Raw genomic sequence first — 14,576 nt, 5'->3', positions numbered from 1 at the left:
CGCCATCCGGCGATTCGTTGCGCACCCCCCGCCGGACGCCCGCTCCGCCCGGTTCACCTGCGGAAACAATGCCTCGACGTCAGTCCCGAGGAGTGCGTCGCCGGCCCCGTCCGAGCGCCACCAGTGCGGCGGTCACCAGGTAGGGCACCGCGAACACGGCGAAGGCGGTGCCGTGCCCGGTCGCCGAGCCGATCACCGCGTAGGCGCCGAACACCGCGACCGCGGCCAGTTCGGTACCCAGTCCCCCGAGCGAGGTGACCGTGGCGCGCGCGCCGTCGTCGATCCGTCGCTGGAGGCGGGCGTCGGCCAGCACGTTCGCCAGCTGGAAGCCGCCGAAGGCGACGGCCACGAGCACGAGTCCGGCCGGGGACCGGGCCGTCGCGCCCACGGCGAGGGCCAGCGCGGAACCGGCCAGCAGGCCCGCGAACCCGGCTGTGCCGAGGCGCTCGGCCGGCCCCGCGAGCAGGCTGCCGCCGGTGGCCCCCGCCCAGATCATCAGCAGCAGACAGGGCACGGCCCAGTCCGGTACGCCGGTGTCGCGGACGAGGAGAGGGGTGTACTCGTCGAGCGCGCCCCACACCGAGCCGACGGCCGCGACGAGCAGCAGGGCGCCGATGACCGGCCGCCCGGGACGCCCGGCGGCGCGCAGCGTGGCGCACCAGCTCCCGCTCTCCTCCGCCGCGGGCCGGTGCTCCGGGAATCGGGCAGCCACGGCCGCGGTCAGCAGACAGGTCAGTACGCTCGCCGCCCCGACCAGCGGATATCCGCCCATGGCGAGCACCGGTCCGGCCAGCCCCATGGCCGCCATGACGGCCACCAGGCCCGCGGCACGCGCCCGGCCCGTCACCCGCGCGTAGGCGCCGGCCGCGCCGAGCCGGTCCAGTTCCTCGTAGACCAGTGCCTCCAGCGCGCCCGAGCCGAGCGCCCCGCCGGCGCCCCAGAGGACGAACCCGAGCGCGAACGCCCCGTACGACGGGGTGAGCACCCACAGGGCGAAGCCGACGGCGGTCAGCAGGGGGCCGACGCGCAGCAGCAGCCGACGCGAGACGGCGTCGGCCCACGCACCGGAGGGGACCTCCAAGAGCACGCCGGTGACCGACCACAGCGCGAAGAGGGAGGAGATCTGTCCGAGGGACAGCCCGGTGTCGCCGAAGAGCAGCGCGTAGACCGGGTACAGCAGGACGAAGTCGTCCAGGAAGGCGTAGCAGTACAGCGTCCGGGTCAGTCGCCGGACGCCTGGCTCAGGGGCGGGTGAAGGTCAATGTCGCCACGTCATGCATGCGAGGGTAGACGCCGCGCCGGGATCAGGTGGGCGATCCCGAGGAGAAGCGGCGCAGCAGCGGCGACAGGACGAGCACGGACTTGGTCCGCTCCACGAACGGCTCCCCCGCGATCCGCTCCAGGACCCGTTCGAAGTGACGCATGTCGGAGGCGAAGACCTGGGCGATCGCGTCCGCGTCCCCGGTGACGGTGGACGCGGCCACGACCTCCTGGTAGCGCTCCAGGCCCCGCTGGATGATCTCCGGCGAGGTGTTGCGCCGGCAGTAGATCTCGACGAACCCCTCGGTCTCCCAGCCGAGCGCCGACGGGTCCACCCGGACGGTGAACCCGGTGATGGCGCCGGTGGCGCGCAGCCGGTCCACGCGGCGTTTGACGGCCGGCGCGGACAGGCCGACGAGCTGCCCGATGTCCGCGTAGGAGCGGCGGGCGTCCTCGGCGAGGGCGTGCACGATGCGTTCGTCGAGATCGTTCAGCACTGCGGGTGGTTCACTTCGCTTCGGGTACGGCGAGACGGGAACGGCGGTAGCCGTACAGGAAGTAGAACACGAGACCGGCGGCCATCCAGCACCCGAAGACCACCCAGGTCACGGTGTCGAGGCTGAACATGTTGTACGCGCAGAAGACGAAGCCCAGCACCGGCAGCACGGGCCCGAACGGCACCTTGAAGGTGCGCTCCAGCTCCGGACGCCGGCGGCGCAGGACGATCACCGCGATGTTGACCAGCGCGAAGGCGAACAGCGTGCCGATGCTGGTGGCGTCGACGAGCTTGCCGAGCGGGATCATGGCGGCGAGCACCCCGCAGAACAGGGACACGAGGACGGTGTTGAGGCGGGGCGCGCCGGTCTTCTCGTGGACCTTGCCGAGCGCCTTGGGCACCAGGCCGTCGCGGGACATGGCGAAGAGGATGCGGGTCTGGCCGTAGAGCACGGTCAGGACGACGCTGGCGATGGAGATGACCGCGCCGAGGGCGAGCAGGGTGCCCCAGAAGCTCTGGCCGCTGACATCGTTCATGATCGCGGCGAGGGAGGCGTTCGAGCCCTCGAACTCGGTCCAGTGCCAGGCGCCGACGGCGACCGCCGCGACGAGCACGTAGAGCGCGGTGACGATGATCAGCGAGAGCATGATCGCGCGCGGCAGGTCCCGCTTGGGGTTCTTGGCCTCCTCACCGGCGGTGGAGGCGGCGTCGAAGCCGATGTAGGAGAAGAACAGGGTGGCGCCGGCGGCGCTGACGCCCGCCATGCCGAGCGGCATGAAGTCGGCGTAGTTGCCGGACTTGAAGCCGGTGAAGCCGACGGCGCAGAAGAGCACCAGCGCGGCGATCTTCACCGCGACCATGACCGTGTTGGCGCGGGCGGACTCGCGGACGCCGCCGAGCAGGAAGACCATCGCCAGCAGGACGACGATCAGCGCGGGCAGGTTGATGATGCCGCCCTCGCCCGGCGCCGAGGACAGCGCGGAGGGAAGGGTGACGCCGATCGTCCCGTCGAGCAGTTCGTTGAGGTACTCGCCCCAGCCGACCGCCACGGCCGCGACCGACACGCCGTACTCCAGGACCAGGCACCAGCCGCAGACCCAGGCGACGAGTTCGCCCATCGTTGCGTAAGCGTACGAGTAGGAGGAGCCCGCGACCGGGATGCTGCCCGCCAGCTCCGCGTACGACAGGGCCGAGAACAGGGCGGTGAGACCCGCGATGACGAATGCCAGGGTGACCGCCGGTCCGGCCTCGGGAACGGCGTCGCCGAGCACCACGAAGATGCCGGTGCCGAGGGTGGCACCGATGCTGATCATGGTGAGCTGCCACATCCCGAGGGAGCGCCGCAGCGAGCCCCCCTCCCCTTGGCCGCCCTCCGCGACCAGGCGTTCCACGGGCTTGCGGCGCAGCAGACGCGCGCCGACCCCTGGGGACGCGGGGTCGATCCGACTGCTGTGCTGCGGGGGTGCGCCTTGGTCGAGCACGCGCTGGCTCCTTCGTTGCTGCCGGTGAGGCCGACGGGGACAGGCGGCACCCCTCGACGTCAGGGGACCCGCCGAGCGGGGTCCCCGCCACGCCACGTACGAGGCGACAGCCTATGAGCAGGGGCGTTGCCGGTGTAATGCAGCAACCTTGCGTATGCGTGCAAGATCATTGCGTTCCTCCGGGCTCGGTGGGTCTTCGTTGCACGGCGGCTGTGCGGCGTTGCGCGCGCCCTGCGCCGGCCCTGCGCCGCCCGGCCCCCGCCGTTCCCGGTGGAGGGACAACGGAGGCCGCGCGGAAGGAAGTTGCCTCAGCTCCAGCTGGCATGCAGCGGCGTGCCCGCGGCACTTTGGACACCGACGACGGCCTTCTCGGCGAGGCCGCGCCGACGTAGATGCGGCTGTGCAGCGTTGCGCGCGACCTGCGCCGCACGGCCCCGTGGCCGCCCCCGCCCCGGCGCACCCACGGGCGCCCGGACATGCCCCACGGCCCCCGCCGTTCCCGGTGGACGGGACAACGGGGGCCGTACGGAAGGAAGCTGACTCAGCTCCAGCTGGCGTGCAGCGGCTTGCCCTCGGCGTAGCCCGCGGCACTCTGGATACCGACGACGGCCTTCTCGGCGAACTCCTCCAGGGAAGCCGCGCCGGCGTAGGTGCAGGAGGAGCGGACGCCCGCGATGATCGAGTCGATCAGGTCCTCCACACCGGGGCGTGCCGGGTCGAGGAACATGCGGGAGGTGGAGATGCCCTCCTCGAACAGGCCCTTGCGGGCGCGGTCGTACGCCGACTCCTCGGACGTGCGGTTGGCCACCGCACGCGCGGAGGCCATGCCGAACGACTCCTTGTAGAAGCGGCCGCCCGCATCCTGCTGGAGGTCGCCCGGCGACTCGTAGGTCCCCGCGAACCAGGAGCCGACCATCACGTTGGAGGCACCGGCGGCCAGCGCCATCGCCACGTCACGAGGGTGGCGGACACCGCCGTCGGCCCACACGTGCTTGCCGTACTTCTTCGCCTCGGCCGCGCACTCCAGCACCGCCGAGAACTGCGGCCGGCCCACGCCGGTCATCATCCGGGTGGTGCACATGGCACCCGGGCCCACACCGACCTTGATGATGTCGGCGCCCGCCTCGATCAGGTCGCGCACGCCCTGCGCGGAGACGATGTTGCCGGCCACGACCGGCACCTGCGGGTCGAGGGCGCGCACCACCTTGATGGCGCTGATCATCGACTCCTGGTGGCCGTGCGCGGTGTCGATGACGAGCGTGTCGACGCCCGCGTCGAGCAACTGCTTGGCCTTGCCCGCCACATCGCCGTTGATGCCGACGGCGGCGGCGATCCGCAGCTTGCCGTGCGCGTCGACGGCCGGCGTGTAGAGCGTGGCGCGCAGCGCGCCGTTGCGGGTGAGGATGCCGGCGAGCTTGCCGTCGGCGTCGACGGCGGGGGCGTAGCGCCGGTTGTGGTGGTCGAGGGTGTTGAAGGCCTCGCGCGGGTCCATGTCTGCGTCGAGCAGCAGCAGCTCGTCCTTGGACATGACCACTTCGAGCTGGGTGAAGCGGTCCACGCCGGTGAGGTCGCGGTCGGTGACGACACCGATCGGCCGGTTGTCCTCGTCGACGACCACTCCGGCGTTGTGGGCCCGCTTGGGGAGCAGGGAGAGCGCGTCGGCGACGGTCTGGTGCGGGGCGAGCACGATGGGGGTGTCGAGGACGAGGTGGCGGCTCTTCACCCAGGAGACGACCTCGGTGACGACGTCGATCGGGATGTCCTGCGGGACGACCACGAGGCCGCCGCGCCGGGCCATGGTCTCGGCCATGCGGCGGCCGGCGATGGCGGTCATGTTGGCGACGACGAGGGGGATCGTGGTGCCCGTGCCGTCCGGGGAGCTGAGGTCCACGCCCTGACGGGAGCCGACCGCGCTGCGGCTCGGCACCATGAAGACGTCGTCGTACGTGAGGTCGTACGAGGGCTGGATGTCGTTGAGGAAACGCACGTGCTGCACATCCCAGTCGATCAGAGGTGGCCCCCGGACAGGTCAGCCAGGGGAGAAGAGCACGTACTTCATTGTCCCATGGCGACCGGAATGCGATGCCCGGTGACTTCGTCCAGGCAGGTCAGGGGGTCTTTAGGAGGATCCTCCAAGAGCGAGGGCCACGGTCAGCCCCGGCGCCGCGTCCGCGGCCTGCGCGAACACCTCCTGCGCCGTCTCCCACTCCTTCGGCCGCTCCCGCGCGTAACCCCGCCAGTTCCGTACGACGACCAGCAGCCCCCGCTCGGCGGCGTCCCCGGGCCATACGCCCTGGTCGGACAGGCTGTCGGCGAGCGCGTCCCAGTTGCGGCCGAACCAGCCGGGCAGCTGGAGCGCCCCGGCACAGCGGTCCATCAGCCCCGCCTTGTCCACGACCCCGTCGAGGTCGAGGGTCACCACGCGATCCGTCATCCGCACCCCTCGTCGTCACGCACGGGAGAGCCGCGGCGGCGCGCCGGCCCGGCTCTCCCGTCCGACCATCCGTCAGGGGCCGTCCGGGTCGGCCCTGTTCAGTGCCGGCCGCGGCGTCGGCCCGGCCGCCATCAGGTAGTCGGCCGCGGACGTGTCCGTGACCAGGCTGGTGACGAGGCCCGACCGCAGCACCGCGTCGATGGCGGCCGCCTTGCGCTGCCCGCCCGCTATCGCGACGACCTCGGGGACACGGCGCAGCTGGTCGGCCTTGACCGTGATGCACCGCTCCCCCAGGTCCCGTCCGACCCGGCGGCCGTCGGCGTCGAAGAGGTGCGCGGACATCTCGGCGGCGACGCCGAGGGAGGCGTAGTGCGAGCGCTCCTCGTCGCTGAGCATGTCGTGCACCGTGGAGATGCCGGGCTCCCAGGAGCCGATGGAGACGCAGGCGACCGTGACCTTGTCGAAGTACTCGAAGGCCCGGGCGATCCCGGTCTGGTGACGCAGCGCGGCCGCGGTCGCGGCGTCCGGCAGCAGCATCGGCGCGTAGATGGGGTGGGCGTCGCCTCCGGAGACCTGCGCGGCCCGGCGGACCGCCTCGACGGAGCCGCGCTCGGCGGTACCGGCGTCGTAGACACCGGTCAGCTGCACGACCGTGCAGGGCGGCAGCTTGTCGAGGGCGGCGGCCATGTGGATGGTGGACCGGCCCCAGGCCAGCCCGAGCACATCGCCCTCGTCGACCAGCTCGCCGAGCAGTTCGGCGGCCACCTCGCCCAGGTTCTCGGGGTCCGGGGTCTCCTCGGCCTCGGCCGGGGACTCGACCACGACGGCGTGCCTGAGGCCGTACCGGGCGCGCAGCGCGTCCGAGCGCTCGGCGTCCAGTTCGGCCGGGACACGGATCTCGATGCGTACGAGATCCCGTTCGAGGGCGGTCTCCAGGACCCGGGCCACCTTGAAGCGGCTGACGCCGAACTCCTCCGCGATCTGGATCTTGGACTTTCCCTCGAGGTAGAAGCGGCGGGCCATGGCCGCCGCCTGCACCAGCTCTGCGGGTCCCATCCGCATGGCTGACCGGCCCGCCGACATACCCGACACGGCGATCTCCTCACTGCTGTTCACACTCTGGATTCGCCGTTCATCCTTGCAGATACGGCGCTCTTGATCAGCCCTGCTGGGCGCCCGACGGGCGCCGTTCACGTAACCGTGGCTCAGTGGTCGCACGCCCATGCCGCGTGCTTCGTCGCGGCCTCCGCCTTGGCGCGCAGGGCCCGCACCGCGGCGGCCGGGTCGTCGGCCCCGTACACGGCGGATCCGGCCACGAACACATCGGCGCCGGCTTCCGCGCAGCGCTCGACGGTCGCGTCCGAGACCCCGCCGTCGACCTGGAGCCACAGTTCCAGGCCGTGCTTCTGGATCAGTTCACGGGTGCGGCGGATCTTCGGCAGCATGATGTCGAGAAACGCCTGTCCGCCGAAGCCCGGCTCCACGGTCATGATCAGCAGCATGTCGAGCTCGGGCAGCAGATCCTCGTACGGTTCGATGGGTGTCGCCGGCTTCAGCGCCATGGACGCCCGGGCGCCCTGGGCCCGGATCTCCCTGGCCAGCCGGACCGGCGCCGCGGCCGCCTCGACGTGGAAGGTGACGGAAGAGGCGCCCGCCTCCACGTACTGCGGGGCCCACCGGTCGGGGGCCTCGATCATCAGATGGCAGTCCAGCGGGGTGTCCGTCGCACGGGCCAGCGACTCCACGACCGGCACGCCGAGCGTGAGGTTCGGGACGAAATGGTTGTCCATGACGTCCACGTGGAGCCAGTCGGCCCCCTCGACCGCCCGCGCCTCGTCGGCGAGACGGGCGAAGTCGGCGGACAGGATGCTGGGGTTGATCTGCGCGGCCATGACCTAAGCGTGCCATGTCCTTGCACGGATGTTCGCGTCGGTCGGGATATCGGACGCTCTTCGGATGTTCCGCCCGTGTCCGGGTCCGTCAGCCCGTGCGCCGCACGAGCGCCAGATACATCGCGTCCGTCCCGTGCCGGTGCGGCCACAGCTGTACGTCCGGCCCGTCACCGAGGTCCGGCACGCCCGCCAGCAGCGGCCGGACGTCGACGAGCTCCGTCTCGGGGAACTGCTTGAGCACGTCCGCGACCACCGCCCGGGTCTCCGCCAGGTGCGGCGAGCAGGTGGCGTACCCGACGACGCCGCCGACCCGCACGGACTCCAGCGCCGTGCGCAGCAGGCCGCGCTGCAACGGCGCGAACCCGTCGAGGTCCTCCGGGCGGCGCCGCCAGCGGGCCTCGGGGCGTCGGCGCAGCGCGCCGAGCCCGGTGCACGGCACGTCCATCAGCACCCGGTCGAAGGAGCCGGGCCGCCACGGCGGCCGGGTCCCGTCGGCGGCGATGACCTGGTACGGGCCGGGATTGCCGTCGAGCGCCCTGGCCACCAGCCCCGCCCGGTGCGGCTGCTTCTCCGAGGCGAGCAGCGAGGCCCCCCGCTCGGCGGCGAGGGCGGCCAGCAGCGCCGCCTTGCCACCCGGGCCCGCGCACCCGTCCAGCCACTTCTCGTCGGGCCCGTCGAGCGGCGCGTTCGCGAGCGCCAGCGCGACCAGCTGGCTCCCCTCGTCCTGGACACCGGCCCGCCCGTCGCGCACGGCCTCGATCGAACCGGGCTCGCCGCCCTCGGTGAGCCGCACGGCGTACGGCGACCAGCGCCCCGGCACGGCGGCGTCCTCGCGCAGCAGCTCCTCGGCGGTGGCCCGCCCGGGCCGCGCGACCAGCGTCACCTCGGGCCGCTCGTTGTCCGCCGCCAGCAGGTCCTCGATGCCGGCCCGCCCGCCGCCGAGCGAGTCCCACAGCGCGGAGACGACCCAGCGCGGGTGCGAGTGCACCACGGCGAGATGGTCCTCGGGATCCTCGTCGTAGGGCGGCGCGACCCGCTCCAGCCAGCCGTCGAGATCATGCTGCGCGACCTTGCGCAGCACGGCGTTCACGAACTTGGCCCGCCCGTCGCCGAGCACGACCCGGGCCAGCTCCACGGTGGCGGAGACCGCCGCGTGCGAGGGGATCCGCGTCCCGAGCAGCTGGTGCGCGCCGAGGCTCAGCACGTCGAGGACCGGCGGGTCGACCTCCCGCAGCGGCCGGTCGACGCACTCCGCGATCACGGCGTCGTACGTCCCCTGGCGGCGCAGCGTCCCGTACACCAGCTCGGTCGCCAGCGCCGCGTCCCGCCCGTCGAAGTCCCCGCCCTCGCGCGCCTTGCGCAGCAGCGGCGGCAGCACGAGGTTGGCGTAGGCGTCCCTCTCGTCGACGGCCCGCAGCGCCTCGAAGGCGAGGATGCGGACGGGGTCCTTCTTGGGCCGGCGATAGGGCTTGCCGTGCGTACGGGGCCGACGGGGGGTGTCGCTCACGTAAAGGTGCTCCGGATCTCTGTCTTGCGGTGTGCACTCCAGCCTACGTCGCAGGTCGCTGGGCGGCGGCTCAGCCCCCGAGCGTCTCCCCGTCCGCGATCCGCACCCCGCGCGCCCAGTCCGCGGCCCGCATCGGCTTCTTGCCCTGGGCCTGCACCCACAGCAGTTCGACGGCGTGCGAACCGGTCCCGGCGTACACGTCGTTCTTGCCGACGGACAGCTGCCCCGGGGCGAGGTCCGTCCGGTCGGGCGCGGGCGAGACCTGCACGAGCTTTAGCCGCTCGCCCCGGAAGGTGGTCCAGGCCCCGGGCGCGGGGGTGCAGCCGCGCACGACCCGGTCGACGCGCAGGGCGGGGGCGGCCCAGTCGACGCGGGCGTCGTCGACGGAGATCTTCGGCGCGAGGGTCACCCCGTCCGCGGGCTGCGGTACGGCCCTCAGGGTGCCGTCCGCGATGCCGTCCATGGTCGCCGCGAGCAGCCCGGCGCCCGCGAAGGCGAGCCGGGTCAGCAGGTCGCCGCTGGTGTCGGTGGGCCGGATCGTCTCGGTCACGGTGCCGTAGACGGGCCCCGAGTCGAGGCCCTCCTCGATGAGGAAGGTGGAGGCGCCGGTGATCTCGTCGCCGGACATGAGGGAGTGCTGCACGGGGGCGGCGCCGCGCCAGGCGGGCAGCAGCGAGAAATGCAGGTTGACCCAGCCGTGGGCGGGGATGTCCAGGGCGACCCGGGGCAGCAGCGCGCCGTACGCCACGACGGGACAGCAGTCGGGCCCGATCTCGCGCAGCCGCTCCAGGAACTCCGGCTCCCGGGGCCTGGCCGGCTTCAGCACCTCGATGCCGGCCTCCTCGGCCCGCTGTGCCACGGGCGACGCGACCAGCCGGCGCCCGCGCCCGGCAGGCGCGTCCGGCCGGGTGACGACGGCGACCACCTCGTGCCGCCCGGAGTCGAGCAGGGCGTCCAGGGCGGGAACAGCGACCTCGGGGGTACCGGCGAAGACGAGCTTCATGTGCGGACACGGGCCTCTCGGCTGGGGGTGGTCGGGGCAGCGCACAAGTCTATTGCGCGGTCCGGCGATTGCCCGCTCAGCCTCCCGCCCCGCAGGCGACGGGGGTGGCACGGGTGGCGACGGGCCCCGGCGCACCTCCCACGGGACGGCGCACGCATATGCCCCCGCGCCCCCTTACCGTGACCACCGGCCCCCGAACGCGTTGGTCAAGAAAGAGTTGACCAACGGGCCGCCCCAGCGGCCCGATCCTTTCTCCTCAACGCCGGTTCGAGAGGCTTGTTCATGGCCGACCACGCAACCCACGACGCCCAGGCTCGGGCCAGCCTGCACTTGCTGGTGCGGGACATCGAGCGGGTCCGCCGGCAGGTGGACGCACTGCGCACCCTCACCGCCCAGCTGGGCAACGTCTACCGCCCGCGCCGCTCCGGTCCCGCCACGGGCTTCGTCGTCTACGGACGCGCCCCCGCCCCGACGGTCCGTCTCGCCCAGGAGCTGCGGGACAGTGTCGAGACCCTGGTCACGGCGGCGGTCGACTTCGACCGGTCGCTCGGCTTCTCGTGGGACGCGGTGGGCTCCGCCCTCGGCGTCACCAAGCAGGCGGTGCACCGCCGCTACGGCTCCCGCCGCGCCACCACGCAAGCCGCGGCGGAGGCCGAGCGCAGCACGGAACCGGCGACGACCCGCGCGGTGAACGTGGGCGCCGGCCTCCCCACCGTGCCGACCGTTCCCGCGGCCCGCGCGATGCCGACCCAGCCGACGGCGGGCAGTCCGTCGCTGCGCGAGGAGATCAGGCCGACGGCCTTCCCCGGCCCCCGCAACGGCTGACCCACCCCCCACCCCACGGCTGCCAGACCCGCCCTCCCGGCAACGCCGGGAGGGCAGCCGTATGTCAGGGGGCAGGGCCCCGCCTCGCGCCCTCGACGCGCCCGGGTGCCGGCAGCCCTTCAGCGCCGGTGCCTCACCCGATGTCCGGCGGATCGATCCGTACCCACACCGGCGGTCCGCTCCCCCGGGCCATCCGTGCCGCCTGCGCGGCCTTCAGCGCGGCGGCCAGGGCCGAGCCCCGCCCGGGCGGCACCCGGACCAGGCCCCGTACCCAGTGCTCCCCGGGCGGCGGCGACCCGGCCCGCCGCGAGCGGCCCGCCGTGACCGGTGTGACGGGCAGCGGCACCGGACCCAACACCTCTGCCTGTGGCGGCAGTTCGACCATCGCCAGAAACTCGGCCACCGCCTCCGGCGGGCCCGACACGGCCGCCATCCGCGACACCGGCGGGAAGCCCAGCTCGGCCCGCTCGGCCAGCTCCCGCACCGCGTGGCCCACGGGATCCCACCGCACCAGCGCCTGCACGGGCCGCAACGTCGGCTCGGCGACGACGACCACGGTCCCCCCGTCGCCCTGCGGACGCACCAGCGCCGACGCCGCGATCCACCGCCGCAGCGCGTCCTCACCGGCCCGCAGATCCGGCCGTCCGAGCATGGCCCATCCGTCGAGCAGCAGCGCCGCCGCGTACCCGCCCTCGGCCACGGGCTCGGCCCCCGGCGTGCTCACCACCAGCGCCGGTGCCCCCGGCACCGTGTCCAGCACATGCTCCCGCCCGGACGTCCGCACCGGCACGGCGGGAAACGCCCGCCCCAGTTCCTCGGCGGTCCGCCGCGCGCCCACCACCTGCGCCCGCAACCGGAACGACCCGCACTCCGGGCAGTGCCACGAGCCCTCCTCGCGCCCGCACCACCCGCAGCGCAGCGCCCCCGTGTCCCGCGCCTCCAGGGGCCCCGCGCAGTGCCGGCACCGCGCCGGCGCCCGGCACTGCGCGCAGGCCATCCGCGGCACATAGCCCCGTCGCGGCACCTGCACCAGCACCGGCCCCTGCCGCAGCCCGTCCCTGACCACCTGCCAGGCCAGACTCGGCAGCCGCGCGGCCCGCGCGGCCTCGTCCCGTGCCAGCTCCTGGTCCCCCACGGTGCGCACCAGCGGCGCGGCGGCCCTCACCTGCTCCCGCACGGCGACCAGCGGCCGCGCCCACCCGCTCTCCACCAGCTGCGCGGCCTCCACGGTGCAGCTCCAACCGCCCAGCAGGAAGGCGCACTTGTCCTGGGCGGCACGCAGCAACAGCACGTCCCTCGCATGCGGCTGCGGCGCGTGCTGCTCGCTGTGGCTGTCGTCCCCGTCGTCCCAGATCGCGACCAGCCCGAGGTCCCGCACGGGCGCGAACATCGCGGCGCGCGTGCCCACCACGGCCCGTACCGATCCGCGCCGCACGGCGAGCCACTCCCGGTACCGCTTCTCGGGGCCCGCGTCGGCGGTCAACAGGGCATGCCGGCCCTCACCCAGCAGAGCCGTCAACTCCGCGTCGACCCGGGAGGCGGTCCGTCCATCCGGTACGACAACCAGCGCGCCGCGCCCCGCGGCCAGTGCGGCGGCGACGGCCCGGGCCAGCTCGGCACTCCACGCGGGTCCGGGCAGGGCGTTCCAGACGGCCCGTGGCGCGCCGCCGGAGGCCAGCGCCTCCAGGAACGCCGCCCCGTTCTCGTAGCGGGCCCAGGACCCCGCCTCGGGCGCCGGGGGCGGCGGCAGCGGCGTGGGTGACGGCCGCTGCTCGGCCCGGGCGCTGCGCGGCGGCACGGCGAGCTGGAGCACATCGGCGAGGCTCCCGGCGTACCGGTCGGCGACAGCCCGGGCCAGTCCCAGCAGTTCCTCGCTCAGCACCGGCTCGGGGGACACCACTTGGGCGAGCGCCGCCAGGGGGCCCGCGTAGTCCGACTCGGCCCGCCGTTCGACGAGGAAACCGTCGATCAGGCCCCCGCCCTCACGGCGCCCCTCGCGCACCCGGTGCCGCCCGGCCCCGAACCGCACCCGCACCCGCACACCGGGCTGAGCGTCGGCGTCGAGCTCCTCGGGCACGGCGTAGTCGAAATAGCGGTCGAGGTGCAGCACACCCTTGTCCACGAGCACGCGCGCGACGGGCAGCTCCCCGGCCAGCGCGGCGCCTCGCCACGTACGGGGCTTGGCCCGCGGTGTCGTGGCCTTGCGGACGCTGTCCCGGATGAACGCGAGCTGCTCCGGCGGCGCGCCCTGCGCGCCGCCGTCCCCCTGGCTGTTCTCGCTGCTCACGCTTGCATTCTTACCAAACGCCACTGACAACCGACGGGCCTGTGTCCGGAAGGGGACCCGGGAGACGGCGAGGCCCGGCCCCCCGAAGGGACCGGACCTCGTCGAGCGAGCGGGAGCCTACAGCCCCGCGGCCGCGCGCAGCGAGTCCACGCGGTCGGTGCGCTCCCAGGTGAAGTCGGGAAGCTCGCGGCCGAAGTGGCCGTACGCCGCGGTCTGGGCGTAGATCGGGCGGAGCAGGTCGAGGTCGCGGATGATCGCGGCCGGACGGAGGTCGAAGACCTCCTCGATCGCCTTCTCGATCTTCTCGGGCTCCACCTTGTGGGTGCCGAAGGTCTCGACGAACAGACCGACCGGCTCGGCCTTGCCGATGGCGTACGCCACCTGGACCTCGCAGCGGGAGGCCAGACCGGCGGCGACCACGTTCTTGGCGACCCAGCGCATCGCGTACGCCGCCGAGCGGTCCACCTTGGACGGGTCCTTGCCGGAGAAGGCGCCGCCGCCGTGGCGGGCCATGCCGCCGTAGGTGTCGATGATGATCTTGCGGCCGGTCAGGCCCGCGTCACCCATCGGGCCACCGATCTCGAAACGGCCCGTCGGGTTGACCAGCAGACGGTAGCCCTCGGTGTCGAGCTTGATGCCGTCGTCCAGGAGCGCCTTCAACTCCGGCTCGACGACGAACTCGCGGATGTCGGGCGCGAGCAGCGACTCCAGGTCGATGTCGCTGGCGTGCTGCGAGGAGACGACGACCGTGTCGAGACGGACGGCCTTGTCGCCGTCGTACTCGATGGTGACCTGGGTCTTGCCGTCGGGGCGCAGGTAGGGGATCGTCCCGTTCTTGCGCACGTCGGACAGGCGCTTCGACAGGCGGTGCGCCAGGAAGATCGGCAGCGGCATCAGGGTGGGCGTCTCGTCCGAGGCGTAGCCGAACATCAGGCCCTGGTCACCGGCGCCCTGCCGGTCCAGCTCGTCGTCGTCGCCCTCGACCCGGCTCTCGTACGCCGTGTCCACACCCTGCGCGATGTCCGGGGACTGCGCGCCGATCGACACCGAGACACCGCAGGAGGCGCCGTCGAAGCCCTTCTTCGAGGAGTCGTAGCCGATGTCCAGGATCTTCTCCCGGACCAGCTGCGGGATCGGCGCGTAGGCCTTGGTCGTGACCTCTCCGGCCACGTGCACCAGACCGGTGGTGATCAGGGTCTCCACGGCTACGCGGGACGAGGGGTCCTCGCGCAGCAGCGCGTCGAGAATGGTGTCGCTGATCTGGTCAGCGATCTTGTCGGGGTGACCTTCGGTCACGGACTCCGAGGTGAACAGGCGACGGGACACAACGCTCCCTGGGGTTGCAGCGGCTGCTGGCTGATCATGGGTGGACGGGACGGGGGCTGCGCCCG

At 73.2% G+C, this 14,576-nt stretch carries 12 protein-coding genes; 1 reads left to right on the top strand and 11 read right to left on the bottom strand.

All coding sequences use genetic code 11. From position 1 onward, the window contains the following. Positions 1-79: 79 nt before the first annotated feature. The 9 genes from ACZ7LV_RS16135 to fmt form a co-directional block, all read right to left on the bottom strand. Positions 80-1,225, bottom strand: a complete 1,146-nt coding sequence (locus ACZ7LV_RS16135; RefSeq protein ID WP_471939898.1) for an MFS transporter — start codon at positions 1,223-1,225, stop codon at positions 80-82. Positions 1,226-1,304: 79 nt separating this feature from the next. Further along, positions 1,305-1,757: an Lrp/AsnC family transcriptional regulator gene (locus ACZ7LV_RS16130; protein ID WP_385385848.1), complete on the bottom strand. Its 453-nt coding sequence runs from the start codon at positions 1,755-1,757 to the stop codon at positions 1,305-1,307. A gap of 10 nt (positions 1,758-1,767) precedes the next feature. Continuing rightward, on the bottom strand, positions 1,768-3,237 hold the full coding sequence (locus ACZ7LV_RS16125; protein ID WP_471939767.1) for an amino acid permease: 1,470 nt from the start codon (positions 3,235-3,237) through the stop codon (positions 1,768-1,770). Positions 3,238-3,778: 541 nt separating this feature from the next. Next, positions 3,779-5,224 carry a GuaB1 family IMP dehydrogenase-related protein gene (locus ACZ7LV_RS16120; protein ID WP_471939896.1) on the bottom strand — a complete coding sequence of 482 codons (1,446 nt, stop codon included), beginning with the start codon at positions 5,222-5,224 and terminating at the stop codon, positions 3,779-3,781. Positions 5,225-5,356: 132 nt separating this feature from the next. Further along, positions 5,357-5,671 carry a barstar family protein gene (locus tag ACZ7LV_RS16115; RefSeq protein WP_401677392.1) on the bottom strand — a complete coding sequence of 105 codons (315 nt, stop codon included), beginning with the start codon at positions 5,669-5,671 and terminating at the stop codon, positions 5,357-5,359. Positions 5,672-5,743: 72 nt separating this feature from the next. Further along, positions 5,744-6,787 (bottom strand): sugar-binding transcriptional regulator, encoded by a 1,044-nt coding sequence (locus ACZ7LV_RS16110; RefSeq protein ID WP_401677394.1) that lies wholly within the window; start codon positions 6,785-6,787, stop codon positions 5,744-5,746. 89 nt (positions 6,788-6,876) lie between these two features. Then, positions 6,877-7,563: a ribulose-phosphate 3-epimerase gene (rpe, locus tag ACZ7LV_RS16105; RefSeq protein ID WP_471939765.1), complete on the bottom strand. Its 687-nt coding sequence runs from the start codon at positions 7,561-7,563 to the stop codon at positions 6,877-6,879. 88 nt (positions 7,564-7,651) lie between these two features. Further along, entirely contained in the window at positions 7,652-9,070 is a 1,419-nt protein-coding gene (locus ACZ7LV_RS16100) for an RsmB/NOP family class I SAM-dependent RNA methyltransferase (protein ID WP_471939763.1), read from the bottom strand. Positions 9,071-9,140: 70 nt separating this feature from the next. Next, positions 9,141-10,073 carry a methionyl-tRNA formyltransferase gene (fmt, locus tag ACZ7LV_RS16095; RefSeq protein ID WP_471939761.1) on the bottom strand — a complete coding sequence of 311 codons (933 nt, stop codon included), beginning with the start codon at positions 10,071-10,073 and terminating at the stop codon, positions 9,141-9,143. A gap of 282 nt (positions 10,074-10,355) precedes the next feature. Here fmt and ACZ7LV_RS16090 point away from each other — a divergent pair, with 282 nt between their 5' ends. Further along, positions 10,356-10,898, top strand: coding sequence for a hypothetical protein (locus tag ACZ7LV_RS16090; protein WP_471939759.1), 543 nt, complete (start codon positions 10,356-10,358; stop codon positions 10,896-10,898). 133 nt (positions 10,899-11,031) lie between these two features. Here ACZ7LV_RS16090 and ACZ7LV_RS16085 read toward each other — a convergent pair whose 3' ends face one another. Beyond that, positions 11,032-13,185 carry a primosomal protein N' gene (locus ACZ7LV_RS16085; RefSeq protein ID WP_471939757.1) on the bottom strand — a complete coding sequence of 718 codons (2,154 nt, stop codon included), beginning with the start codon at positions 13,183-13,185 and terminating at the stop codon, positions 11,032-11,034. 117 nt (positions 13,186-13,302) lie between these two features. Then, complete coding sequence (metK, locus tag ACZ7LV_RS16080; RefSeq protein ID WP_471939755.1) at positions 13,303-14,511, bottom strand: methionine adenosyltransferase; 1,209 nt, start codon at positions 14,509-14,511, stop codon at positions 13,303-13,305. Positions 14,512-14,576: the final 65 nt, after the last annotated feature.

Source organism: Streptomyces sp. NPDC107562 (genome assembly GCF_055657325.1).
This window is presented reverse-complemented; position numbering and strand designations above follow the sequence as displayed.

What these genes read in the sequence shown, in the direction of transcription:
- ACZ7LV_RS16090 (WP_471939759.1), top strand. Translation starts at nt 10,356, where the DNA reads ATGGCCGACCACGCAACCCACGACGCCCAGGCTCGGGCCAGCCTGCAC.
- fmt (WP_471939761.1), bottom strand. Translation starts at nt 10,073, where the DNA reads ATGAAGCTCGTCTTCGCCGGTACCCCCGAGGTCGCTGTTCCCGCCCTG.
- ACZ7LV_RS16115 (WP_401677392.1), bottom strand. Translation starts at nt 5,671, where the DNA reads ATGACGGATCGCGTGGTGACCCTCGACCTCGACGGGGTCGTGGACAAG.
- rpe (WP_471939765.1), bottom strand. Translation starts at nt 7,563, where the DNA reads ATGGCCGCGCAGATCAACCCCAGCATCCTGTCCGCCGACTTCGCCCGT.